Source organism: Frigoribacterium sp. ACAM 257, assembly GCF_007954365.1.
In the GTDB taxonomy this organism is placed as follows: domain Bacteria; phylum Actinomycetota; class Actinomycetes; order Actinomycetales; family Microbacteriaceae; genus Frigoribacterium.
The window spans coordinates 86068-109179 of the sequence record NZ_VOLO01000006.1 but is presented as its reverse complement, the minus strand read 5'-3'; the positions used below and the strand labels follow the sequence as shown (position 1 = coordinate 109179).

General features: G+C 72.7%; 21 protein-coding genes. 8 read left to right on the top strand and 13 right to left on the bottom strand.

What is annotated here, in order from left to right:
• Nucleotides 1-27 precede the first annotated feature (27 nt).
• Nucleotides 28-804, top strand: coding sequence for a transcriptional regulator (locus ES689_RS14420; protein WP_191330507.1), 777 nt, complete (start codon nt 28-30; stop codon nt 802-804).
• Between the two features lie 18 nt (nt 805-822).
• On the opposite strand, the gene ES689_RS14415 is transcribed toward ES689_RS14420, so the two are convergent.
• On the bottom strand, nt 823-2232 hold the full coding sequence (locus tag ES689_RS14415) for a GAF domain-containing protein (protein WP_146906092.1): 1410 nt from the start codon (nt 2230-2232) through the stop codon (nt 823-825).
• Between the two features lie 225 nt (nt 2233-2457).
• Here ES689_RS14415 and ES689_RS14410 point away from each other — a divergent pair, with 225 nt between their 5' ends.
• Both ES689_RS14410 and ES689_RS14405 read left to right on the top strand, forming a co-directional pair.
• Nucleotides 2458-2994 carry a Fur family transcriptional regulator gene (locus ES689_RS14410; protein ID WP_146906090.1) on the top strand — a complete coding sequence of 179 codons (537 nt, stop codon included), beginning with the start codon at nt 2458-2460 and terminating at the stop codon, nt 2992-2994.
• A 103-nt stretch (nt 2995-3097) separates the two neighbouring features.
• Nucleotides 3098-4600 (top strand): catalase, encoded by a 1503-nt coding sequence (locus ES689_RS14405; RefSeq protein ID WP_146906088.1) that lies wholly within the window; start codon nt 3098-3100, stop codon nt 4598-4600.
• Between the two features lie 210 nt (nt 4601-4810).
• Here ES689_RS14405 and ES689_RS14400 read toward each other — a convergent pair whose 3' ends face one another.
• The 4 genes from ES689_RS14400 to purD all read right to left on the bottom strand — a co-directional run bounded on the left by ES689_RS14400 (nt 4811) and on the right by purD (nt 8949).
• Nucleotides 4811-5404, bottom strand: coding sequence for a GNAT family N-acetyltransferase (locus ES689_RS14400; RefSeq protein WP_146906086.1), 594 nt, complete (start codon nt 5402-5404; stop codon nt 4811-4813).
• 184 nt (nt 5405-5588) lie between these two features.
• Nucleotides 5589-6434 carry a VOC family protein gene (locus tag ES689_RS14395; protein ID WP_146906117.1) on the bottom strand — a complete coding sequence of 282 codons (846 nt, stop codon included), beginning with the start codon at nt 6432-6434 and terminating at the stop codon, nt 5589-5591.
• A 302-nt stretch (nt 6435-6736) separates the two neighbouring features.
• A complete protein-coding gene (locus ES689_RS14390) occupies nt 6737-7684 on the bottom strand; it encodes a phosphoribosylaminoimidazolesuccinocarboxamide synthase (protein WP_146906084.1) in 948 nt (315 codons plus the stop codon).
• Nucleotides 7681-8949: a phosphoribosylamine--glycine ligase gene (gene purD, locus ES689_RS14385; RefSeq protein WP_146906082.1), complete on the bottom strand. Its 1269-nt coding sequence runs from the start codon at nt 8947-8949 to the stop codon at nt 7681-7683. The genes ES689_RS14390 and purD overlap by 4 nt, the downstream gene beginning before the upstream one ends.
• Before the next feature lie 71 nt (nt 8950-9020).
• Between purD and ES689_RS14380 the strand changes: the two genes are divergently transcribed.
• A complete protein-coding gene (locus ES689_RS14380) occupies nt 9021-9401 on the top strand; it encodes a sterol carrier family protein (protein WP_146906080.1) in 381 nt (126 codons plus the stop codon).
• Nucleotides 9402-9702: 301 nt separating this feature from the next.
• Nucleotides 9703-10149: a hypothetical protein gene (locus ES689_RS14375; RefSeq protein ID WP_146906078.1), complete on the top strand. Its 447-nt coding sequence runs from the start codon at nt 9703-9705 to the stop codon at nt 10147-10149.
• A 116-nt stretch (nt 10150-10265) separates the two neighbouring features.
• Here the strand turns inward: ES689_RS14375 and ES689_RS14370 are convergent, their stop codons facing one another.
• From ES689_RS14370 to purF, 3 genes are all read right to left on the bottom strand, one after another.
• Nucleotides 10266-11840, bottom strand: coding sequence for a transporter (locus ES689_RS14370; RefSeq protein ID WP_223269627.1), 1575 nt, complete (start codon nt 11838-11840; stop codon nt 10266-10268).
• The gene (locus ES689_RS14365) at nt 11822-12721 is read right to left on the bottom strand and encodes an ABC transporter ATP-binding protein (protein WP_146906076.1); all 900 of its coding nucleotides are present in this window, start codon (nt 12719-12721) and stop codon (nt 11822-11824) included. Before ES689_RS14365 ends, ES689_RS14370 begins: the two co-directional genes overlap by 19 nt.
• A gap of 80 nt (nt 12722-12801) precedes the next feature.
• The gene (gene purF / locus ES689_RS14360) at nt 12802-14262 is read right to left on the bottom strand and encodes an amidophosphoribosyltransferase (protein ID WP_146906074.1); all 1461 of its coding nucleotides are present in this window, start codon (nt 14260-14262) and stop codon (nt 12802-12804) included.
• 71 nt (nt 14263-14333) lie between these two features.
• On the opposite strand from purF, the gene purM reads away from it, so the two are divergent.
• Together purM and ES689_RS14350 are read left to right on the top strand one after the other, a co-directional pair.
• The gene (purM, locus tag ES689_RS14355; RefSeq protein ID WP_146906072.1) at nt 14334-15458 is read left to right on the top strand and encodes a phosphoribosylformylglycinamidine cyclo-ligase; all 1125 of its coding nucleotides are present in this window, start codon (nt 14334-14336) and stop codon (nt 15456-15458) included.
• Between the two features lie 326 nt (nt 15459-15784).
• Nucleotides 15785-15970, top strand: coding sequence for a hypothetical protein (locus ES689_RS14350; RefSeq protein ID WP_146906070.1), 186 nt, complete (start codon nt 15785-15787; stop codon nt 15968-15970).
• Between the two features lie 156 nt (nt 15971-16126).
• Here the strand turns inward: ES689_RS14350 and ES689_RS14345 are convergent, their stop codons facing one another.
• The 5 genes from ES689_RS14345 to ES689_RS14325 all read right to left on the bottom strand — a co-directional run bounded on the left by ES689_RS14345 (nt 16127) and on the right by ES689_RS14325 (nt 21301).
• Nucleotides 16127-16483 (bottom strand): VOC family protein, encoded by a 357-nt coding sequence (locus tag ES689_RS14345; RefSeq protein WP_146906067.1) that lies wholly within the window; start codon nt 16481-16483, stop codon nt 16127-16129.
• 8 nt (nt 16484-16491) lie between these two features.
• A complete protein-coding gene (locus ES689_RS14340; RefSeq protein WP_146906065.1) occupies nt 16492-16713 on the bottom strand; it encodes a DUF3073 domain-containing protein in 222 nt (73 codons plus the stop codon).
• A 117-nt stretch (nt 16714-16830) separates the two neighbouring features.
• Nucleotides 16831-17979: an LCP family protein gene (locus tag ES689_RS14335; protein WP_146906063.1), complete on the bottom strand. Its 1149-nt coding sequence runs from the start codon at nt 17977-17979 to the stop codon at nt 16831-16833.
• A 243-nt stretch (nt 17980-18222) separates the two neighbouring features.
• Nucleotides 18223-20508, bottom strand: a complete 2286-nt coding sequence (locus ES689_RS14330) for an APC family permease (protein ID WP_223269629.1) — start codon at nt 20506-20508, stop codon at nt 18223-18225.
• Nucleotides 20509-20608: 100 nt separating this feature from the next.
• On the bottom strand, nt 20609-21301 hold the full coding sequence (locus tag ES689_RS14325; protein ID WP_146906059.1) for a YitT family protein: 693 nt from the start codon (nt 21299-21301) through the stop codon (nt 20609-20611).
• Between the two features lie 111 nt (nt 21302-21412).
• Between ES689_RS14325 and ES689_RS14320 the strand changes: the two genes are divergently transcribed.
• A complete protein-coding gene (locus tag ES689_RS14320) occupies nt 21413-22948 on the top strand; it encodes a PLP-dependent aminotransferase family protein (protein WP_146906057.1) in 1536 nt (511 codons plus the stop codon).
• Nucleotides 22949-23112 lie beyond the last annotated feature (164 nt).

The window sequence follows — 23112 nt, the reverse complement described above, 5'->3', positions numbered from 1 at the left end:
CTTTTACACACCGGTAACCTGGGAGCCATGACGACAGCCAGCAGCGCCACCGTGGTCGATCGCAGCCGCGTGTTCCGGCCCGAGTTCGGGCCGTACCTGCCGCTGATGGACTTCCTCGCCGAGCTGCTCGGGCCGCGCACCGAGATCGTGCTGCACGACACCAGCGACCTCAGCCGCTCGATCGTCGCCCTCACCAACGGCCACGTCAGCGGTCGCAGCGTCGGCGGCCCCGCCACCGACCTCGTGCTCAAGGTGCTGCAGAACCACGAGCACGACGACCGCGACTACCTCGCGAACTACCTCGCCGAGTCGCGCACGGGCGGCACGTTCCGCTCGTCGACCTTCTTCATCCGCGACGCGGGCGGCGACGTCGTCGGGATGCTCTGCCTCAACATCGACGACGAGCCGCTGACCAGGGCCCGCGACCTGCTCGCCGCGATCACGGCGACGACGGGGCTCGTCAAGGGCGCGGACGGGGGCGGCGCAGGAGGCGCGGGTGCGGGCGGCGCGGGCGCGGGAGGCGCAGGAGGCGCGGCTGCGGGCGGCGCGTCGCCGGCGGCGGTCGCGGAGCGGCTGAGCACGAACGTCGACGAGCTCGCGCTCGACGGCGTCGCGCGGATCGTGGCGGCGCAGGGCGTCGAGCCGCACCGCATGACGCCCGACGAGAAGGTGGCAGCCGTGCGCGAGCTCGAGCGTGCGGGCGTGTTCCTCCTGAAGGGCGCCGTGGCGCAGGTGGCCGACGCGCTGCACGTGTCAGAACCCACGGTGTACCGCTACGTGAAGCAGGTGCGGCGCGGCGACTGAGCGCCGGATCGGCGGTCGCTAGACGGGGAACCCGGCGGTGGCCGCGGGTGTGCTGCCGGCGGCGGCCGCGGCACGCTCCTCGGCCTCGCGGCGGGCCCGTCGCGTCAGCGGCTGGGGAGCGGCGGGCGCGGGCTCGTAGCTCTGCAGCTCGGCCTCGGCCCGCAGCGCGAACTCGCGCAGCTTCTCGGGCGAGACCGACGAGGCCTTCCGCGGCCGCGTGTCGTGCAGGCAGAACGTGCCGATCGTCTCGCCGGTCGACGAGTGGATCGGGTGCCCCGCGTAGAAGTACCCGTGGTTGAGGTCGAGGTAGGGGTTGTCGGCGAAGCGCTCGTCCATGCGGGCATCCTCGACGACGACCACGTCGTCCGCGGCCACGGTGACGTCGCAGAAGGTCAGCTCGCGGGGGATCGACACGGGCAGCAGCTCCGTGTTCATGGCGTACCAGAGCTTGCTGCCGTCGAGCATGCTGACGACGGCCACGTCGACGCCGAACTCCTTCTCCGCCTCCTTCGCCAGGTCCTTGAGGGTGTCGGAGCCGCCGGTGGCGGCCTGCTCGACGAGCCGGCTGCCGCCGCTCCACTCGAAGCTGCGCTGGGGCAGGTGCCGGGGCAGGCGCTCGTCGAGCTGGCCCTGGTGCACGCGGTCGAGGGTCGGCGCGATTCGGTGCGCGATGGTCTGCGCCCAGCGGCGGTATCCCTCGGCGCAGCCGTGGGGCGAGTCGGGGCGGCGGAGGCCGGCCGGCAGGCGGAAGTACGTGAGGCCGGACTCGGAGGCGACCAGCTCGGTGAGGGCGTTCATGCGCTCGCCGTGCTGCTCGGCGACCGAGCCGAGCAGGTTGTCGAACGCCTTGGCCGAGCGGACGGGCGGCACGCCGACCAGCACCGTGCGCGCGGTCGGGTGGCTGCGGCGCGCGATCGTCGAGACGAGGAGGCGCAGCTCGCGCTCCCAGACGTCGAGGGGCGTCAGGCGCACGGCGTCGTTCAGGCCGATCAACACCACGACGGTGTCGTACAGGCCGATGTCGGTGTCGCGGATCCAGGCCCGGGTCGACTCGATGCTCATCATCTCGTCGCCGACGTAGTCGACCGAGCACGGGCGACCGGTGGCCTCCGAGGAGGCGCGCGAGAGCTGGCCGGTCAGCGCCTGGTCGTGGGTGGAGACTCCCCAGCCGTGCGCGGGGCCGTTGCCGACGATGAGGACGGTGTCGGCGTCTCGGGCCGAGCTGCGCGAGGTCGGCTCGTCGCGAGGGGACAGGACGTGGCGCGACCGCGAGAGCCACCAGAGGTACCAGAGCTTCATCACGGGACGGAGGCGCTCGTAGCTGTGGGCGTGGCCCGCGCTGTGCTGGTGCGCGCTGACGACGGCGGCGTCCGCGCTCTCGCGGGCGCCGGGTGCGCCGGTGCTGTCGTGGTCGACCGTCCTGGTCACGTGGTGCTCCTCGGGTGTCGTCTGGGTGCCATCCCGCGCTCAACGCTAGGCGGGGCGCCCCGCGCGCGACATCCCCCAGAACGGGCCGGGTGCGCGGGGCGGCCGTCACGACCGCCGACGGGCGTGTTCGTCGCCGCCGGGCTGACGCGACGACCCGCTCGCGACGGACACGCCCGCCACCGGACTGTTTTGAACCACTCAAGGAAGGCGTGCTTAGATGGGGGCATGACCACGACGAGCGAGAGCACCGAGCGCCTCCGGGCCGCCGGCCTGCGGGTGACCGTGCCGCGCCTCGCCGTCCTCGACGCCCTCGACGGGCTGCCGCACGCGCCGGCCGACGCCGTGTTCGCGCGAGTCGCGCTGGGCCTGCCGGGCACCTCCCTGCAGGCGGTCTACGGCGTCCTGGCGGCCCTCACCGGCGCCGGCCTCGTCCGCCGGATCGAGCCGGCCGGCTCCGCGGCGCTCTACGAGCTGCGCACCGGCGACAACCACCACCACGTGGTCTGCTCCGTCTGCGGCGGGGTCGCCGACGTCGACTGCGTCGTCGGCCACGCGCCGTGCCTGACCCCGTCGAACGACTCGGGCTTCACCGTGCAGACCGCCGAGGTGACCTTCTGGGGCCTCTGCCCGTCCTGTCGCGAGGCGGAGGACGCGCCGCTCGACGGCGAGGTCGTCACGGGTCTGCCCGAGGCGGGCGCGCCGCTGCTCGACGCTGCGGCGCTCGACGCGACCGGCCTCGCCGACGCGGGGCGCGCCTCCTGAGCTGCGCCGCACCTCCCGCGCAGGGCGTAGCCCTCCCCTTCTTCCCGGCCGTGTGCCGGGTCTCACGCAACCCGCGACTGAACACCGAACGGAAAGAGGAGTCATGACCGACACGACACCGATCACGACCACCGACAACGGCGCACCCGTCGCCAGCGACGAGCACTCGCAGAGCGTCGGGGCAGACGGCCCCATCGTGCTGCACGACCACGCGCTGGTCGAGAAGCTCGCCAACTTCAACCGCGAGAAGGTGCCGGAGCGCATCGTGCACGCCAAGGGCGGCGGCGCCTTCGGCACGTTCCGCACCACCGGCGACGTCTCGCAGTACACCCGTGCCGCGCTGTTCCAGCCCGGTGTCGAGACCGAGATGCTCGCCCGCTTCTCGACCGTCGCCGGCGAGCAGGGCAGCCCCGACACGTGGCGCGACCCCCGCGGCTTCGCGCTGAAGTTCTACACGAGCGAGGGCAACTACGACCTCGTCGGCAACAACACGCCCGTCTTCTTCATCCGCGACGGCATCAAGTTCCCCGACTTCATCCACTCGCAGAAGCGCCTGCCCGGCTCGCACCTGCGCGACCACGACATGCAGTGGGACTTCTGGACCCTCTCGCCCGAGTCGGCCCACCAGGTGACCTGGCTGATGGGCGACCGCGGCCTGCCCGCGTCGTGGCGCATGATGGACGGCTTCGGCTCGCACACCTACCAGTGGATCAACGCCGCGGGCGAGCGCTCGTGGGTCAAGTACCACTTCAAGTCCGACCAGGGCAACGAGATCCTCACGCAGGCCGACGCCGACCGCATCGCCGGCGAGGACGCGGACTTCCACATCCGCGACCTGTCCGCCGCGATCGAGCGCGAGGAGTTCCCGACCTGGACGATGTCCGTGCAGGTCATGCCCTACGCCGACGCCGCGAGCTACCGCTTCAACCCGTTCGACCTGACGAAGGTGTGGCCGCACAGCGACTACCCGCTGATCGAGGTCGGGACGATGACGCTCGACCGCAACCCGGAGAACTACTTCGCGCAGATCGAGCAGGCCGCGTTCGCGCCCTCGAACTTCGTGCCCGGCATCGCGACCAGCCCCGACAAGATGCTGCTCGCGCGCATCTTCAGCTACGCCGACGCGCACCGCTACCGCGTGGGCGTCAACCACCAGCAGCTGCCGGTCAACGCTCCCAAGAACGAGGTGCACTCGTACTCGAAGGACGGCGCCGCGCGCTACAGCTTCAGCGACGCCACCGTGCCGGTCTACGCGCCGAACTCGGTGGGCGGGCCTGCCGGATCGCCGCAGGCCGCGGGCGACACCGGCGGCTGGGAGAGCGACGGAGAGCTCGTCCGCTCGGCGGCGACCCTGCACCCCGAGGACGACGACTTCGGCCAGGCCGGCGCGCTCGTCCGCGACGTGATGGACGACGAGCAGCGCGACCGCCTGGTCGCCAACATCGTCGGCCACGTGTCGAAGGTCACCCGCCCCGACCTGCTCGAGCGCGTGTTCCAGTACTGGAACTCGGTCGACCCGATCCTCGGCTCGCGCGTGCGTGCCGGCGTCTCGCCCGAGGCGCCCGGCTCGAACGAGGACCCGGCGACCGTGGGCGTGCCCGCGTAGTCGCCAGCGTCCGCTGACCAGAATCGCTGGTCGGCGCCGCAGCGCAGGAGGCGCGGTGCCCGTTCGTCGGGCACCGCGCCTCCTGCGTGCGTGCGGTCGCGCTCTGCGCGTCGCGTGCCGACGTGAAAGCGACAAGACGACCCGGAACATCGTGTCGGTAAGTCGCTTTCGCGGAGGGACTCGCGGGCGCGAGCGGTGGGCGCCGGGCGGTCAGACCATCTGGCCGTTCCAGCGGATGTCGCCGGCGGGCCACTCGGCGGCGGTCGCGCCGACCTCGCGGATCAGCCAGCCCTCGTCCTGGCTCACGAGCACGCCCGCCCCGTCGGCCGAGAAGGCGGTGTAATGGCCAGTGACTGCGTGGAGCGGCAGCCAGCCGGCGCGGCGGTAGAAGCCCTGCACTGCCTCGCCGGTCTCGAGCAGGCCGAAGCGGCTCCCGAGGCGCTCGAGCGCGGCGTCGACCTGACGGAGGAGCTCGCCTCCGAGTCCGGTGCCCTGCGCGGCAGGGCTGACGGCGACCATGCCGACGGCGGTGACGAGCAGGTCTGTCTCGCCCACGGTCACGAACTGGCGGCGGAGCCCCGCGTGCGCGACGACGACGTCCCCGTGACGGGCGACGACGCGGAGCTCCGGCTGCATCCCGGCCCAGCTGCGCGCCCCGGCGTACCAGTGGTCGTAGCTGTCGAACGTGCGGGCGAGCATCGCCGCGAGGGCCTCGTGGTCGTCGAGCGTGAGGTCGCCCTCGGCGACGGTGCGGAAGACGGGGGAGGCGGCGGCTGCGGGGGCGTGCTGTGCGGCATCGGACATGCCTGCGACGCTATCGCCTCCCCTCGTCTCTCCTCATTCAGGAACGTGAGTCCTGAGTCTGCGTTGCTCAGGACTGCGAGTCCTGAACTGTGCACGGATCAGGAGAACGGGGCGCGCAGTTCCTGCATGCGGGCGGCCGCAGGCGCGCGGAGTTTCAGGTGCGCACCGGTGCGCACCGCGCGGGTCAGGCGCCCACGGCGCGCGCCGTGACCTCGATCTGGTTCAGCCACGGGTCGTCGAAGCCGAGCACGCGGCCGTCGTCGCGCGTCGCCACGCCGTGGTGCGCGAGGCGCTCGCCGAGGGCGCCGAGGTCGTCGAGGCCCGGCACCTCGATGCGGACGAGTCCGAGGCCGAGGGCCAGCTGCCGCCTCCCTGCGCCGGCGCTCTGCCACGTGTTCATCGCCATGTGGTGGTGGTAGCCGCCCGCGCTGACGAAGAGCGCCTGCGGACCGAAGCGGGTCGTCGTCTCGAAGCCGAGCTGCTCGACGTAGAACCGGTGGGCGCTGTCGACGTCTCCCACGCTGAGGTGCACGTGGCCGACCGAGGCAGGGCGGGAGGCGGTGCCGGCCAGCGCCTCCTCGGTGACGTTCTGCTGCAGGAACGCGTTCGGGTCGAGGGCGAGGGTGGCCATGTCGACCTGGCCGTGGGTCCACGACCAGGCGGTGCGGTCGCGGTCCCAGTAGAGCTCGACGCCGTTGCCCTCGGGGTCGGTGAAGTAGAAGGCCTTGCTGACGAGGTGGTCGGCGCTGCCGGTGAAGCTGCCGGGGTGGCGGCTCGCGACGCTGTAGACGGAGGCGGCGAGGTCGGCCTCGGTCTCGAACAGGATCGCCGTGTGGAACAGGCCGGCCTCGCGCGGGCCGGCGTGCCGCAGCTCGGGCGCGTGCTCGAGCACGACGATCGGCGTCGCCCCGCGGCCGAGGACGCTGCGGCCCGCGGTCGCGTCGTGGCTCAGCACCGCGAGCGTGACGGCGTCGCGGTAGTACGCCGTCATCGCGTCGAGGTCGGCGACGCGCAGGGTGACCGCGCCCATCGCCGTGTCGACGGCGAGCAGGTCTGCGGCTGCGCGGTCCGGTGCGGCACGGTCTGCTGCGTTCGTGCGTGCTGCGTCGCGGTCAGCCGAGGAGGCGCGGGTCTCGTCGCTGCTGCTGCTGTCGGTCATCGGGTCCCTCGGTTCGTCTCGTGGTCGCGCGTCTCGCGTCACGCCGTTCGATGACGTGTCACCGACTGGAACCCGCCGGGATGCCCGAGCATTCCTCGGGCGCAACCCAGTCTCTGTCAGCATGAACCGCGTTCCGAGCCCCGAGCCCCGTGCCCCGTGCCCCCGGCCGCAGGTCAGTGGGCGGTGAGGCGCTCGATCAGCTCGCGGTAGCGCGCCGCCGTACGCTCGACGATCTCGGGCGGCAGGGCGGGCGGGGTGCCGGTCTTGTCCCAGTTGTCGGTGAGCCAGTTCCGAACGATCTGCTTGTCGAAGCTGTCCGTGCGGCTGCCGGTGCCCGAGCTTGCCCCCGCGGCCCCGGCGGCCTCCGCATCCCAGAAGCGGCTGCTGTCGCTGGTGAGCACCTCGTCTCCGAGGGTCAGCTCGCCGGTGATGCGGTCGGCCCCGAACTCGAACTTGGTGTCGGCGAGGATGACGCCCCGCGCCTCCGCGACGCCGGAGGCCCGGCGGTAGATCTCGAGCGACGTGTCGCGCAGTGCCGCCGCGACCTCGGCGCCGACGAGCTCGACGGTGCGCTCGAACGAGATGTTCTCGTCGTGCTCGCCGAGCGGCGCCTTGTAGGCCGGGGTGTAGATCGGCTCGGGCAGGCGGTCGCCGTCGTGCAGGCCCGCCGGCAGCTCGATGCCGCAGACCCGGCCGGTCTCGCGGTACTCGGCCCAGCCGCTCCCGACCAGGTAGCCGCGCACGACGCACTCGACCGGGTACATGTCGAGCGGCTTGACGAGCATCGCGCGGTCGCGCACGGAGGCAGGCACCGACACGGAGGCGGTGGTCGGGTCGACGAGGTGGTTCGGCACCCCGTCGAGCTGGTCGAACCACCACGTGCTGAGCTGGGTGAGCAGCGCGCCCTTGCCGGGGATGCCGGGCTCGAGCACGACGTCGTAGGCGCTGACGCGGTCGCTGGCGACGACGAGCAGGTGCTCGGCGGCGTCCAGGGCGGGCGCGGCGTCCAGCACGGCGCCGTCGCCGTCCGAGCCTGCCACGGGAGCAGGCACGTAGAGGTCGCGGACCTTGCCCGAGTAGGCGTGCACCCAGCCGTCGAGCTCGGGCGCCTCGGCGGTCATCGGGCGACCCGCTCGGCGATGTCGCGGCGGTACTGGCCGCCCTCGAGCCGGATGCGGAGCATCGCGTCGTAGGCGCGCCCCCGGGCCTCGGCGAAGTCCGCGCCCTCGGCGACGACGCTCAGCACCCGGCCGCCGGTCGCGATCAGGCGGTCGTCGAACCGGGCGGTCGCGGCGTGCGCGACGTGCACCCCGGCGACGGCGGTCGCCTCGTCGAGGCCGGTGAGGGCGCGACCGCTGACGGCGCCCTCGGGATAGCCCTCGCTCGCGAGCACGACGGTGACGGCGGGCGTCGGCACGAAGCGCGGCGACTCGTGGTTGCCGAGCGAGCCGGTCGCGGCGGCGAGCAGCAGACCGCTCAGCGGCGTGATCAGCCGCGGCAGCACGACCTGCGTCTCGGGGTCGCCGAAGCGGGCGTTGAACTCGATCACGCGGACGCCCTGCTCGGTGAGGATCAGCCCGGCGTAGAGCAGGCCGATGAACGGGGTGCCCTCGGACTCGAGCTGGCGCACCGTCGGGGTCGCGATGGTGTCGAGCACCTCGTCGACGAAGTCCTTCTCGCTGCCGAAGCGGTCGGCCAGCCACGGCAGCGGGGAGTACGCGCCCATGCCGCCGGTGTTCGGGCCGGCGTCGCCGTCGAGGAGGCGCTTGTAGTCCTGGGCGGGCGACAGCGGCACGACCGTGTGCCCGTCGCTGAGGAAGAAGAGGGAGACCTCGGGGCCGTCGAGGAACTCCTCGACGAGCACCGGCCCGTGCTGCAGCCAGTAGGTGGTGTGCTCGACGGCCGCGTCACGGCTCTCGGTGACGAGGACGCCCTTGCCCGCCGCGAGGCCGTCCGCCTTGATCACGTAGGGCGCGCCGAACTGGTCGAGCACGGAGACGGCCTCGTCGAGGGTCCCGACACGTGTGGCGCGTCCCGTCGGGACGCCCGCCTCCTCCATGATCCGCTTCGCGAAGGTCTTGCTGCCCTCGAGCGCCGCGGCCTTGCGACCGGGGCCGAACACCGGGACGCCGCGGGTCCGCAGCGCGTCGGCCACCCCGGCGACGAGGGGAGCCTCAGGGCCGATCACGACCAGCTCGACGTCGTTCTCGAGCGCGTACTCGGCCACCACGGAGCCGTTCGACGGGTCGAGGTGCACGACCTCGACCTGCGCGGCGATGCCGGCGTTGCCGGGGGCGGCGACGATCTCGTGCCCTGCGTCTTCGCGCAGCAGCGCGGTGATGATGGCGTGCTCGCGAGCACCGGAACCGAGGACGAGTATGCGCACCCGATGGATCCTACCGAGCCGCGCCTCCTGGACGTCGGCGGGGGCCGCCGGTGCGCGGGTAGCGTGACGGCATGGCCAGGGCGAGGATCGACGACGGGGCAGGCGCGGCAGCCGTGCAGGAGGCGGTGGTCGCGCTCGCCGAGGGCGGCTCGGCACCACGCACGGTCACCGCCACCGCGGTGCGCTGGCTGCTGCAGGTGCTCGCCGACGGCGAGCCGGGGGCCACGGTGGAGGTGCGGGTACCGCCGTTCGGCGCCGTGCAGTTCCGTGAAGGGCTGAGCCACACGCGCGGCACGCCGCCCAACGTGGTCGAGACCGATCCGTCGACGTTCATCCGGCTCGCGACCGGCACGCTGAGCTGGGACGAGGCCGTCGCCGGCGCGCTCGTGTCGGCGTCAGGCAGCCGCGCGGACCTGCGCGGCTACGTGCCCGTGCGGCTGTCGCAGGCCTGACCCGGCTGCTGCGGGCCTGAGCGGGCTGCTGCGGCGCTGCGTTGCCTGCCCGCTCGCTGGGGCAGGCCTGCTGCGCCCGCCGCACCGCCGCCTCCTGCGCTCTCAGCCGCAGGCGCATGCTCGAGGGCGGGCATTCCGGGTCGAGGGCGGGTCGCGGCGGACCCGCCCTCGACCCGGAAGACCCGCCCTCGACGGGGATCGCGAGCATGTCGGGTCCAGTGCGACGACTCGCGGCGGGGCAAGCGCTCCGACGTCGAGGCATGCGGCGGCGTCGCGACACTCGCTCTGGGACAATGGAGGCGTGACCCACGCACCCGACGAACCGCAGCAGCCCGCCGAGGCCGTCTCCCCGGAGGCGCCGGAGCAGCCGGTCGTCGAGCCCGAGCAGGCCGGCGGTGCCGCGGCAGCAGCCACGGGCGAGGCGGGCGGGGCCGACGGGACCGCGTCGGACGACGAGGTCACCGTGCGCCGTGCCCCGAAGATCTTCGCCTTCCTGCTGATGGGCGGGGCACTGGGCGTGCTCGCCTCGCTGCTCCTGACCTCGCTCTTCCCCTTCGACCCGGGCACCAGCCCGGCCTCGACCTACGGGTACTTCTCGCTCTGGGGGCTGACGTTCGGCGCAGCCTTCGGCGCCGTCGTCGCGATCGTGGTCGACCGGGTGTCGATCCGTCGGGCCAAGACCCTGCGGGCCGAGCGCCGCCGTGTGGACGCACCCGAGCCTCCTGCGGTCGAGGGCGAGCTCGAGTAGAGCGGCCGGCTCGGTCGGCGTGCGCGGCGCGGCGCGACGCGACGCCGGAGCGACGCCCGTGGCCGACGCCGGAGTGGCGCTGGCAGCCGGCACCACGCACGCCGGACCCCCGCGGCCTACGCCCCGCGTGCCGCCCGCAGCCGTGTGAGCAGCTCGGGCCCGCGGGCGTCGAGCAGCTTGCCGCCCCGGTCGACGCCGACGACGAGCAGCACAGAGCCGAGTACGACCCCGACGACGAGGGCGAGCACCCCGAGCAGCAGGCTGCCCGTCACGAGCGCCGCGATGCCGAGCGCGAGCTCGGGCGCCGCCAGGCCGAACGAGACGAGCCATGTCGCGTACATGCCGAGCGTCGACGTGACCGACGCCCCCGGAGGCGACTTGAACGGGCTCTCGCCCGCCGCCGGCACGGGCATGAGGAACTTCGCCGACGCCACGCTCGACGCGCCGAAGCCCGTCAGCATCACGCCGAGCCCCATGCCGAGCAGGGCAGGCAGCACCTGCCAGGCTCCCAGCACGGCGAGCGGCAGGATCGTCGCGAGCACGACGACGGGCACGGCGAAGAGGGACAGCGTGAGCACGCGTCCTGCCCGGTCGGCGCGCCCCGAGACGCCGGTCGACAGGTGTGCCGCGAACGCGGTGCCGTCGTACGAGACGTCGGCGCACAGGGTGACCGCGAGCAGGGCGGCGATCCCCGGACCGATCGCGTAGAGCAGCCAGGTGCTGCCTCCCGTCCACGCCAGGAAGACGGCGAGCACGGGCAGCAGCGGGATGACGACGAGCGAGCCGCCGTAGCGCGGGTCGCGCAGCCAGTAGACGGCGGCGCGGGCGGCGACCGCACCCGTCGGCGTGCCGGGGAACCAGCGGAACGGCCCGAGGCCCTTCGACGTCGCGGCCCGCTCCTCGACGGGAGGCGCGACCAGGGCGGACGCCAGGGCCCGACGCCACGCGAGCAGCAGCAGGGCGAGCGTGGCGAGCGCGATCACGGCCTTGACCAGCGCCTCCAGCGGTCGTCCGAGCGCGAGCTCGCCGGGCACCGCCCAGGCAGCGCCGAGGGGCGTCCACGCGGCGACCGCGGCGATGCGCGGCAGCTGGTCGACGGCCGAGCCGATGCCCTGCCCTGCGAACCCGATGATCGGGCCCGCGAGGATGACCGGCACGAACACCACGACGCCCATCACCTCGCGGTAGCGCCGACGCGACGCGAGGGCGCTCGTCAGCGACTCGAGCACCCGTGAGGCCGCGACGCAGGTCAGCACGCCGACGAGCCCGCTGACGGGGGCGACCACGGCCGAGAGCGGGTGCTGCAGCCAGCTCAGCGAGGTCGCGAGGGCGGCCACCGTGGTGACGATGCCGGGGATGCCGAGCACGCCACAGACGAGCAGGGCCACGAGGAGGCGGTCGGCCGGGATCGGGAACGACCGCAGCTTCTCGACGCTCAGGGTCTGGTCGACCCCGCGGGCCAGCAGCGGCACGACCGCCCAGCCCAGCACCGCGACCGACCCCACGAGCACCGCGGCCGTCCAGGCCCACCGCTCGGGGGCGAACGACAGGGCGACGAGCCCCGCCACGAGCGCGACGAGGATGCCGACCCCGTAGAGCCCGCCGATGACGAGGGCGACGACCTGCCAGACGCTGCGCTTCAGGCCGTTGCCCATCACCCGCCAGCGCAGGCTCAGGAGGTGCGCAACCACGAGGGCCCCTCGTTGTGCTGGCGGCCGCCGACGAGCTCGACGAACCGGTCCTCGAGCGTGGACCCGGCGCGCACGTCGTCGGTGGTGCCCGCGGCGAGCACGCGCCCGGCCGCGACGACGGCGACGTGGTCGCACATGCGCTGCACCAGGTCCATCGAGTGGCTCGAGACGATGACCGTGCCGCCGCCCTGCACGTAGCCGTGCAGGATGTCGCGGATGTTGGCCGCCGAGATCGGGTCGACCGACTCGAACGGCTCGTCGAGCACGAGGAGGCGCGGCGCGTGCACCAGGGCGCACGCCAGCGCCGCCTTCTTGGTCATGCCCGCGCTGTAGTCGACGACGAGCGTGCCGCCGGCCTCGCGGAGGTCGAGGAGGTCGAGCAGGTCGGCCACTCGGGAGGCGACGGTCTCGCGGTCGATGCCGTTGAGGAGTCCGTGATACGTGATGAGCTGCTCGCCGGTGAGCCGGTCGAAGAGCGCGATCCCGTCGCTGAGCACGCCCACCAGCGACTTCGCGTGCGTCGGGTCGCGCCAGACGTCGTGCCCCAGCACCTCGATGCTGCCCGCGTCGGGTCGCAGCAGGCCGGTGGCCATCGACAGGGTCGTCGTCTTGCCGGCGCCGTTCGGCCCGACCAGGCCGTAGAAGGAGCCTGCCGGCACCTCGAGGTCGACGCCGTCGACGGCGACCTTCTGGCCGAAGCGCTTGCGCAGGCCCGTGATGCGGAGGGCGGGGACCGCGCCCGGCCCCGTGGGGGCGGCCTCGGCGGGCGCGAGCACCTCGGGCACGGGCTCGGACGGCTGGTGCGCGGCCAGCTGCTGCGGGGCTGAGGCGGCCGAGGGGTCGGCGGCCGGGTGGTCGGTGGGGGAGCTGTCGTCGCTCATGCCGTCGAGCCTATTGACCGCCGCCGACAGGGGCCACCGCCTCCTGGGTGAAGCGCTGCCCGTCGCGCGGGTGAGCCGGGTCAGCTGAGCTGGTTGGCCTCGACCCAGGCGAGGTACTCGGGGCTGACCGTGCCCGTGACGTAGTCGCCCGTGAAGCAGCTCATCTCGAGGTCGGTCACGTCGCTGCCCTCGACGATGGCCGACTGCATGTCCGCCACCTCCTGGTAGATGAGGTGGTCGGCGCCCAGCTCGCGGGCGATCTCGGGGATCTTGCGGTCGTGGGCCACCAGTTCGTGCCGCGAGGGCATGTTGATGCCGTACACGTGCGGGTAGCGCACCGGAGGCGCGGCGGAGGTGAACGTGACCTCGTTCGCCCCGGCGGCGCGCGCCATCTCGACGATCTCGCGCGAAGTGGTGCCGCGGACGATCGAGTCGTCGACGATGAGGATGTTCTTGCCCTTGAACTCGCTCGACATGGCGTTGAGCTTCTGGCGCACCGAGCGCTTGCGCTCTGCCTGCCCCGGCATGATGAAGGTGCGGCCGACGTAGCGGTTCTTGTAGAAGCCCTCGCGGTACTCGATGCCGAGCTTCTGCGCGACCTGCATGGCGGCGGGGCGCGACGAGTCGGGGATCGGCATGACCACGTCGATGTCGCCGGTCGGCGCGTGCTGCGCGATCGTGTCGGCGAGGCGGTCGCCGAGGCGGAGGCGCGCGTCGTAGACCGAGATGCCGTTCATGACGGAGTCGGGGCGCGCGAGGTAGACGTACTCGAACGAGCACGGGATGAGCCGAGGCGACGCGTGGCACTGCTTCGACACCATCTCGCCGTCGAGCGAGACGAAGACGGCCTCGCCGGGGGCCACGTCGCGGACGATCTCGTAGCCGCCCGACTCGAGCACGAGGGACTCGCTCGCGACGATCCACTCGTCGCGCTGCCCGTCGGCGGCCTTGCGCGTGCCGAGCACGAGCGGGCGGATGCCGAACGGGTCGCGGAACGCGAGGAGCCCGTGGCCGGCGATCATCGCGATGGCCGCGTACGACCCCTCGACGCGCTCGTGCACCCGGGCCACGGCGGAGAAGATCTGCTCGGGGTCGAGGTCGGTGCCGTTGACCTGCTCTTGCAGCTCGTGGGCGAGGACGTTGACCAACAGCTCGGTGTCGCTGTTCGTGTTGAGGTGGCGCCGGTCGACGTGGAACAGCTCGCTGGTGAGCTCGCGCGTGTTCGTCAGGTTGCCGTTGTGCACGAGGACGATGCCGTAGGGCGCGTTCACGTAGAACGGCTGCGCCTCCTGCTCGTTGGTCGCCGCGCCCTTGGTGGCGTAGCGCACGTGGCCGAGGCCCATCGAGCCGAGCAGGCCGCGCATGTCGCGGGTGCGGAAGCCCTCGCGGACCTGCCCCTTGGTCTTGTGCACGTGGAAGATGCCGCGCTCGGCGGTCGCGATGCCCGTGGAGTCCTGTCCACGGTGCTGCAGCAGGAGGAGGGAGTCGTAGACGAGTTGATTTGCTGGCTCGTGCGCGACGAGACCGACGATGCCGCACATGCGGATCTGGCTCCAGACCGTAGAGTTGGGGTTACTGCGTCAGTCTAGAGCGACACCGAACGGATGAACGAATGGCGACTCCCGCTGCCCCCTCGACCAGCGCCTCCTACGCCGCCGCGGGGGTCGACACGGCTGCGGGCGACCGTGCCGTCGCCCTGATGAAGGAGGCGGTCAGCGCCACCCACGGGCCCGGTGTGGTGGGCGGATTCGGCGGGTTCGCGGGCATGTTCGACGTGTCGTTCCTCAAGGCGTACGAGCGTCCGCTGCTGGCCACCTCGACCGACGGCGTCGGAACCAAGGTCGCCATCGCGCAGGCCCTCGACAAGCACGACACCATCGGGCAAGACCTGGTGGGCATGGTCGTCGACGACATCGTCGTGGTCGGCGCCCGTCCGCTGATGATGACCGACTACATCGCCTGCGGACGCGTCGTGCCGGCCCGCATCGCCTCGATCGTCGAGGGCATCGCCCGCGCCTGCAGCGCCACCGGCACCGCCCTCGTCGGCGGCGAGACCGCTGAGCACCCCGGCCTGCTCGGCCCCGACGACTACGACGTCGCCGGTGCAGCGGTCGGCGCGGTCGAGGCCGGGCAGCAGCTCGGCGCGCACCTCGTGGGCGACGGCGACGTGGTGCTCGCGATGGCGTCGTCCGGGCTGCACTCGAACGGCTTCTCGCTGGTCCGGCACATCCTGGCGTCGGCAGACCTCGGCTACGACGACACGCTCGCCGAGCTGTCGGGCACGATCGGCGAGGCGCTGCTCGAGCCGACCCGCCTCTACACGTCGCCGTTGCTGCGCGTGCTCGACGACCCGGCGCTCGCCGGTGCCGTCCACTCGCTCAGCCACGTCACAGGCGGCGGCATCGCGGCGAACCTCGCCCGCGTGCTCCCCCTCGGCTCGTCGACCGAGGTCGACCGCGGCACCTGGTCGCCCGACCCCGTGTTCCGTGTGCTGAGCGACGTCGCAGGCTCGACCCTGGAGTCGAGCGAGGGCACCTGGAACCTCGGCATCGGCATGATCGCCGTCGTCGACGCCTCGTCGGCCGACACCGTCACGGCGGCTCTCGTCGCCGACGGCATCCCCACCTGGCAGGTCGGCACGGTGTCGACCGCGGCCCGCGACCTGACCGGGTTCGAGCAGGGCGCCAAGGGCGTCGACGGCGGGGCCGTGCGCCTCGTCGGCAGCTTCCGCGCCTAGCCCCCGCGCGACCGCTCGCGCGGGCGGGCCCGTGTGTGCGTCTCCTCATTCAGGAACATGAGTCCTGAGCTGCGCAGGGAGAGGGCTCAGAATCCTGCATCGTGCACGGATCAGGAACGGCGCGGCACCAGTTCCTGAATTGTGCGTCGCGAGGGCAGACGCCGGCAGACGCGGGCAGGCGCGGGCGGCCGCGGCCCGGGCGAGTGCTCAGGCGCGCGCGACTCGCCCCTCGCCCCACCGCAGGCACGGATCGGACGTATGATCGGCTCACGCCGCAAGGCGCCTCGACGACGACGTCGGGACGGACGACGAAGGAGTCGACCAGCATGACTGCTCACACCCACACCAGCATTCCCTCCGCGCGAGCCGCCCGTGTGCCCCGCACTCCCACGCCGCAGAGGAGCGTCTCGCCCGTCACCGGCGGCAAGCGCGTCGCGTTCCTCACGGCAGGCGGGCTCGTGCTCGTCGTCGCGATGGGCCTGATGCCCGTGCTGGGGCAGCTAGCCGGCTAGCGGACCGGGCCGGCGCCTCCTCGGCTCGACGTGCGTTCGCGCGCGAGGACGCGAAAGCTGCACGAAAGCGACGAACCCACGCGATGTTCCGCGTCGGTTCGTCGCTTTCGTGTCGCTACGCCGGAACCCACTCGCCGAGCGAGTCGGATGCGGGACCTAGGAGGTGCGGCGGGACCCGAGCACGCAGAACTCGTTGCCCTCGGGGTCGGCGAGCACCACCCAGGAGGCGGCGGCCTGGCCGACGTCGACACGCACGGCACCGAGGCCCTCGAGCCGCGCGACCTCGGCCGCCTGGTCGTCGGGCCGGAAGTCGAGGTGCAGCCTGTCCTTCACGGACTTCGGCTCGGGCACACGCACGAACAGGAGGCCGGGAAGCCGATCAGGCGCCGGCCGCAGCTCGGGCTCTTCGTCCGGCCCGCTGATGTCGACCCAGCCCAGGGCCTCGCGCCACCAGGCTGCGAGCGCCTCGGGATCGAGAGCGTCGACGACGACCTGTTCCCACTCGAGCGACACGGTGGTGCCTACGCGCTCTTGCTCTGGTCGTGCTCGTCTCGATCGTCGTCGAGGTCGGTCTCTGCTCCGGAGTCGTCCTCGAAGTCGTCGGCCCACCGGTCGACGTACTCGTCGGAATCGCTCTTGGTCGCAAGCTCTTTTTCGAGCGCACCGTAGTTGGTGTCAGGGCTGAAGTACTTCAGCTCTCTGGCGACCTTGGTGTGCTTGGCTTTTTGACGGCCGCGCCCCATGCGTGACCCCCTCGTGAATTCGGCCCGGAAACGGTGTCGGACGAACCGGGGACTACCGACAGGTGACGTTGCAAAACTGCATCGATCTTAGCATGTGCCCCCAGCTCTGACGGCCTGTCACGGGCGGCCCTCGTGGGCGTCGAGGAACGCTCGCACCCGGTCGTCTCGCAGGGCGTCGCGGAGATCGGAGATGCCCGCGTCGTCGGGGAGGACGATCGACTGGCCGTCGTGTGAGGTGCCCGTGCCGGCGGTCGGGACGGTGAAGAAGTCGACGTCGCCGGGGCGCACGCTCCGCAGGCTCGCCCCGAGCGACACGAGGGAGGCCGCGTCGAGCCCCGCGTCCACGGTCACGTGCGGTGCGGTCGCGGTCAGGAACCCCGTGACGCGCGTCGGGTCAGTGAGGGTGTCGCGGCTGACGAGGGTGCCGAGCACCCCCTCGAGGAACGCCTGCTGGTTCTCGACCCGCTGGAAATCGGCGTCGGCGAACGCTGCTCGCTCGCGGACGAAAGCGAGTGCGGCGTCGCCCTCGAGGTGGTTGACGCCCTGGACGTAGTCGTAGGGGGCGCCGCGGTCCGGTGCCGCGCTGCGGAACGCCTTCTCGCTCACCACGTCGACTCCGCCGAGCGCGGTGGTCATGTCTGCGAACCCCTCGAAGTCGATGATCGCCACGTGGTCGACGCGCGCCCCGAGCAGGGCCTCGACGGTCTGCACGGCGAGCGGGCTGCCGCCGTGGGCGAAGGCCGAGTTGACCTTGCCGTCGCCGCGGCCGGGGATCGGCACCCACAGGTCGCGCATCACGGACATCACCGAGGCGTGCTGCCGGTCGGCGTCGACGTGCAGCAGCATCATGGTGTCCGTGCGCTGGTCGGAGGGCGACCCGTCGTCGAGCGTCGTCGCGTCGCCGCGTGAGTCGGAGCCGAGCAACAGCAGGTTGACCGACCCGTCGGCGGCCGGGGCCGGGCGGCCTGCGTCGGCGGGGAACGCGTCGTCGAGGGTCGTCGTCGAGTCGTCCCAGGAGGAAGCGAGGTGCAGGGCGAACCCGCCGGCCGCGACGCCGGCCGCGACGAGCATGAGGACGAGGGCGGCGCCGACCGCGAGCAGGGTGCGGGCCGCTCGCGAGCGGGGCCTGCGTCGGCCTCGGCGACCACGGGGTCGGTCGCGGGCGTCGCGCTCGTCGGGCTCGTCGCGCTCGTCGCGCCGGTCATCGGACGAGGAGGCGTCGGTCGCGTCGTCAGGGCCGAGCCCGAGGGCAGTGAGGTCGTCCATGGTCGTGCTCCAGTGTCCGTCGGCGGGTGCTCGTCCGGTCGGGGACGGTACGCCCCCGTGTTCGAGGGCAAGTCCACGATATCTCGCGGTTGATACATCACACAACGGTGTACTCGGATGCTGAGCCGATGCCCAGGCTCGTGCACGCCCCCGGGGGCCGACGAGGACCTGGGCGAAATGGGACGAGGTGAGCGCGGGCCCCCGCCCACGACGTCCCATTTCGCGCAGCTCTTCGGCTGCGCCCTACTTCTTGCGGCGAGGGCCCGTGCTGTTGCGGGCGGCCGAACGAGCCTTGCGGGCCGCGTCGCCGCGTCGGGCGTTGCCCACGTTCTGGCCCTTGCCGGGCGCGCGCGGGGTCTGCTTGGGGCCAGGGGCGTGGGCGTCCGAGGAGGCGTCGGTCGAGTCGAGCAGGTCGGGGTCGGCGCCGGGGGCACCGTGCTCGGCGTCGGCCACGAGGCCGCGGTGGACGGCACCGCCCTCGACGGCCGCGCCGGCGCGGCCGGCCGGACCGGCGCCTCCTCCGGGCACGGATCCTGTCGGGCCTGCCGACCCGGCGGGCTCGAGCGGACGACGAGGCAGAGGGCGGATCGGCTCGCCGCGACGGTCCTGGCCGGGGATCGGCCGCGACCGACGCCCGTAGAGCATCTCGGACGAGTCGAGCAGCCAGGGCACGAGCGAGATCGTGACGCCGTGCACCAGCATCAGCTTCTGGCGGATCCGGCGGCTCTTGTGGTTGTGCAGGGCCGCCTCCCACCAGTGGCCGACGATGTAGATGGGCGTGTAGATCGTGACGACCTCGGAGCCGTGCTCGGCCCGGTGCCCCTTGATGTACTTGATCAGCGGCATGCTGATGTCGCGGTACGGCGAGGCCACGATGCGGAGCGGCACCTCGATCTCCTGCTCGGTCCACTGCCGCTGCAGCAGCGCGGTGGCCTCGTCGTCGATGCCGACGTGGATGGCCTCGAGCGACTCGTGCCGCGCCGCGATGGCGTAGTCGAGCGCCTTGAGCACGGGCTTCTGCATCGTGCCGACGAGCACGATCGCGTGGTCGCCGTGCGAGCCGAACTGCGTCGTCGCGTCGGGCTCGATCTCGACCCGCACGTCGCGGTAGTACCGGTTCACCCCGAGCATCAGGGTGAACAGGATCGGCATGATCACGAACACGAGCCACGCGCCGTGCGTGAACTTCGTCACGGTCACGACGATGAGCACGGAGGCGGTGAGCAGGGCCCCGAAGGCGTTGATGCCCCGGGCGCGGTAGACGGCCCCGCGGTCGACACAGCCCTCACGGAGCATGCGGGTCCAGTGCACGACCATGCCGGTCTGCCCGAGCGTGAACGACACGAAGACGCCGATGATGTACAGCTGGATCAGGCCGGTGACGCTGGCCTGGTACACGAGCAGGATCGCGCAGGCGACGAGCGCCAGGACGATGACGCCGTTCGAGTAGATCAGCCGGTCGCCGCGGGTGTTGAGCGCCTTGGGGGCGTACTGGTCGCGCGCGAGGATCGAGCCGAGCAGCGGGAACCCGTTGAACGCCGTGTTGGCCGCCAGCAGCAGCACCGCCGCCGTGCACGCCTGGATCAGGTAGAAGGGGATGCCGAAGAGCGAGCCGCCGAACACCGCGCTCGCGATCTGGGCGATCAGGCTGCGCTGCGGGGTGCCCTCGCAGTCGACGAAGCCCTGGAGGTCGCAGGCGTCCTCGGCGTAGTGCACCTTCGCGATCAGGGCGACGGCGACGAGCCCGGCGAACAGGACGATCGCGATGCTGCCCATCAGCACGAGGGTCTTCTGGGCGTTCTGCACCTTGGGCCGACGGAACGCGGGCACGCCGTTGGCGATCGCCTCGACGCCGGTCAGGGCCGAGCAGCCGCTCGAGAAGGCACGAAGCAGCAACAGGATGAAGGCGGCCTGCGTCAGCTGGTCGGCCTGCACCGTGTACTCGGCGCTCTCCGCGACGGGCGGGTCGCCGAGCGCGGTGCGGACGAGCGCGATCACGACCATCACGAACACGCTCGAGACGAAGAGGTAGGTCGGCACGGCGAAGGCCTTGCTCGACTCGCGCACGCCGCGCAGGTTGACCGCGGCCAGGGCGATCACGAAGAAGATCGCCAGCTCGACCCGCACCGGGGCCAGCTCGGGCACTGCCGAGATGATGTTGTCCACGCCCGACGCGACCGACACGGCGACGGTCATCACGTAGTCGACCAGCAGGGCGGAGGCCACGACGAGGCCGGCCTTCTCGCCGAGGTTGCGGTGGGCGACCTCGTAGTCGCCGCCTCCTGAGGGGTACGCCTTGATCAGCTGGCGGTACGACGCCACGACGACTAGCAGCAGCACGACGACCGCGACCGCGACCCACGGCGCGAGGGTGAGGAACCCGAGCCCGCCGATGAGCAGGATCATCAGCAGCTCCTGCGGCGCGTAGGCCACCGAGCTCAGGGGGTCGCTGGCGAAGATCGGCAGGGCGAGGTGCTTCGGGAGCAGCTGGCCCTCGAGCTTCTCCGAGGGGAGGGGTTCACCGATCAGCCACCGCTTCGGCGACCTGGTGTCGTCAGTCACGAGCGGCGACTCTACTCCGCGCCGAGGGCCTGTCAACTCGCGGCGGGGACGGGGCATTCCCGATTCGTCAGGCGGCCGTCGAGGGGGTCGTCGGGACGGGGCCGGTGGGGGTGCCGGAGGCGGTGGTCGAGCCGGTCGAGGGAGCCGGGGCCGAGCCCTGGCCGGCTGCGGCGACACGTGTCGCGCGCGGGGCGAAGAGTGGCAGCGCGAACGCCACCATCGGCCCGATCAGGACGGCCTCGAGCGCCGTGCCGATGCCGACCTGGCCGCCGAGCAGCCAGCCGATCGCGAGCACGGTGACCTCGATGGCGGTGCGCGCCACCCCGACCCGGACCCCGAACCGGCGGTGCAGGCCGAGCATCAGGCCGTCGCGCGGGCCGGGCCCGAACGCCGCGCCGATGTAGAGGCCGCTCGCGGCGGCGAGCAGCAGCAGGCCGAGCGCGAAGGTCAGGCCCTGCGCCCACCACACCGTCTGCTGCGGCAGCACGTGCAGCCCGAGGTCGGCGAAGGGGCCGACGAGCAGCGCGTTGGCGATCGTGCCGAACCGCGGTCTCTGGCGCAGGGGGATCCAGAGCAGCAGCACGAGCACGCTCGTGAGGAACACGACGAGGCCGAAGCCGAGCCCCGTCTGCCGCACGATGCCCTGGGTCAGCACGTCCCACGGGGCGACCCCGATGCCGGCGCGCACCATCAGCGCGATGGCGACGCCGTAGAGGAAGAGGCCCACGAAGAGCTGCAGGAGGCGGCGGGTGAGGAGCATGGACCGATCCAATCGGGCGGGCGGCCTGGTAGCAAGAGTCCAATCGGCCTAGTGTGGCTGCATGAGAGCTGCCGTCGCTGAGGGTCGTCGCCACAGGAGAGCTGTCGTCGCATGAGCATCGTCACGAGCGGACCGGCCGTGTCGTCTCGGGCGCTGGGGGTGCTGCTCGACTCGTGGCGCGCCTCCTCGTCGCCTGGCTACGCCGCGCTCGCCGACCGCATCCGCCTGCTCGTGCTCGACGGCCGGCTCTCGGTCGGCACTCGTCTGCCGAGCGAACGTGACCTGGCTGCGCACCTCGGGGTGAGCCGCACCACCGTCGCCGCCGCGTACGCCGCGCTGCGCGACGCCGGCCACGTCACGAGCCTGCGCGGCAGCGGCAGCGTCGTGCGGCTGCCCGACCAGGCCAGGGCGGCGAGGGCGACCCGGTCCGCCGACGAGGACGACGTGCTCGACTTCACGAAGGCGGCCATGCCTGCCGTCGACGGCATCGCGGAGGCCGCGCAGCGGGCCGCGGGACGCCTCGGCGCCTACCTGTCCGAGCCCGGCTACGACAGCGTCGGCCGGCCCGTGCTGCGCGAGGTGATCGCGGCCCGCTACCGGGCGCGGGGCCTCGAGACGAGCGCCGAGCAGATCGTCGTCACCCTCGGCGCCCAGCACGCCATCGCCCTGCTGGCCCGGGTGCTCGTCGGCCGCGGCGACCGCGCGGTCGTCGAGACGCCCGGCTACCCGCACGCGTTCGAGGCGCTCCGGGCGGCCGGCGCCCGGCTCGCCCCGGTCAGCGTGACCGTCGACGAGGGGTGGGACGAGTCGGCGCTGCTGCAGACGCTGCGCCGCACCAGCCCGCCCGTCGCCTACCTGATGCCCGACTTCCACAACCCGACCGGGGCGACGATGCCCGAGGCGCAGCGGGTGCGCGTGCTCGAGGCCGCCGCCGACGAGGGCACGGTCGTGATCGCGGACGAGACGATGGCCGAGCTCGTCGTCGGGGGGCCGCGGGGCGCCTCCTTCACCGGGGCCGGGGCCGGGGCTGGTGCCGGTGCCGGTGCTGGTGCAGGCGCCGGAGTCGGGGCTGGCGCTGGTGCCGGTGCGCGGCCTCTGCCGATGGCGGCCTACGGGCCCGCCGTGACGATCGGCTCGGTCGGCAAGTCGCTCTGGGGCGGGCTGCGGATCGGCTGGATCCGGGCCGAGCTGCCCCTCGTCGAGCGCCTCGTGCGCGCCCGCTCGGCCGGCGACCTGGGCACCCCCGTGCTCGAGCAGCTGATCGTCGCGGACCTGCTCGGCGACATGGACGGCGTGCTGGAGGCGCGCTCCCGGCAGCTGAGGCACGGTCGCGACCGGCTCGTCGCCGGCCTCCGCGGCGCGTTCCCCGGGTGGAGCGTGCCGTCGCCCGCAGGCGGCCTGACCACGTGGGTCGGCCTCGGCGCGCCCGTCAGCTCGCAGCTGGTGCTCGCCGCCCGCCGGCACGGGCTGCTGCTCGCAGCCGGGCCGATGTTCGGTGTCGACGGGGCGTTCGAGCGGTTCCTGCGGGTGCCGTACTCGTACCCCGACGACGAGACCGACCGTGCGCTCGCCGCGCTCGTCGCCGCCTGGGACGGGATCGACGGGGTGCAGGCGCCTCGCGGCGCCCTCATGGCCGAGGTCGTCTAGCCCGTCGCGCCGGCGCAGCGCGGTTCCTCCACGTCAAGACACGTTCGGCGTCCTCTGCACAGCGTGTAAGAAAGCGCCGCGAGTTCCCAGAGAGGCTGGTGACAATGGAGGCGCGGTGCACGTCGTGACCGTCGCCTCCTTCGTTCTCCCCTCCCTCTCACCAC